This window comes from Pigmentiphaga daeguensis (genome assembly GCF_039523035.1).
In the GTDB taxonomy this organism is placed as follows: domain Bacteria; phylum Pseudomonadota; class Gammaproteobacteria; order Burkholderiales; family Burkholderiaceae_B; genus Pigmentiphaga; species Pigmentiphaga daeguensis.
On record NZ_BAAAEN010000071.1, the window covers coordinates 1 to 1,322 of the forward strand.

At 61.3% G+C, this 1,322-nt stretch carries 1 protein-coding gene; it reads left to right on the plus strand.

All coding sequences use genetic code 11. From position 1 onward, the window contains the following. Positions 1-115: 115 nt before the first annotated feature. On the plus strand, positions 116-892 hold the full coding sequence (locus ABD104_RS30145) for an enoyl-CoA hydratase (protein ID WP_338616277.1): 777 nt from the start codon (positions 116-118) through the stop codon (positions 890-892). The last annotated feature ends 430 nt before the right edge of the window (positions 893-1,322 follow it).

The window sequence follows — 1,322 nt, forward strand, 5'->3', positions numbered from 1 at the left end:
TGCAGAGCAAGACGCCTATGCAGGCTATGAGTGGGTGGTATGATTCACACCCTCATTTGTTCCATCGGCGGCCTTATGATCGTCCGGGACTCGACATATAGGCAGGAGTGTGGTCGTGAGCGAAGCTCTGGTTTTGGTCGAGAATCGTGGCCGGGTCGGCCTGCTGACCCTGAATCGCCCCAAGGCGCTCAATGCGCTGAACGATGCGCTGATGGACGAACTGGGGGCGGCGCTGCTGGCCTTCGACGCCGATCCCGGCATCGGCGCCATGGTCATCACCGGCAGCGAAAAAGCCTTTGCCGCGGGCGCGGACATCGGCGCGATGAAGGACCTCTCCTATATGGAGGCCTACGCTTCGGATTTCATCACCCGCAATTGGGAGACCCTGCGCCGCATCCGCAAGCCCGTGATCGCGGCGGTGGCCGGCTATGCGCTGGGCGGCGGCTGCGAACTGGCCATGATGTGCGACATCCTGGTGGCGGCCGAGACGGCGCGCTTCGGGCAGCCCGAGATCAAGCTGGGCATCATTCCCGGCGCCGGCGGCACCCAGCGCCTGCCGCGCGCGGTGGGCAAGGCCAAGGCCATGGACCTGGTATTGACCGGCCGCCTGATGGACGCGGCCGAGGCCGAGCGCGCGGGCCTGGTGTCGCGCGTGGTGCCGGCCGACAAGCTGCTGGACGAGGCCATCGAGATGGCCACCGTCATTGCGTCCATGTCGCTGCCCTCGGTCATGATGGCCAAGGAAGCGGTGAACCGTGCCTTCGAGACGCCCCTGGCAGAAGGCATGCAATTCGAGCGCCGCCTGTTCCACTCGCTGTTCGGTACGCAAGACCAGAAGGAAGGTATGGAAGCCTTCATTGCCAAGCGTCCGCCGTCGTTCCAGCACAAGTAGCAGGCCTGGTGGCTGAGGCGAAGAAAGACGGCAAAAAAATTTTTCGTCTACGCCAAGTGGCGATACAGCGCGCTTTGCGCGCTGTATCAGGGCCTGAAAAGGCCCGATTCCGGTCACGAAACTGACAAGAAAGCCTGGATCGATTTGCGTGCCGATTTCAATACGTGCTATAGTCTCTTTCTCGACGCAAACAACGCAACGCGAACAGCGCAGCGGGAAGTGCGAAGAGTGAGGAAGGCAGTTTTGGCAGCGGTTACGCGTTAAGCGGGCGCAGCGAATCAGCCGACCGAAAGAAGGAGCCTTGCGGCAGGGTGGTAGCGCGGCAGGGGTCTGGCGAATCGAAATTGGCAGCGCTAACGACGATTTGACAGACGTAAAAAACTTCTTCATAATCTCGTTTCTCTGCTGATGACGCAGCGCTAGCAAGACA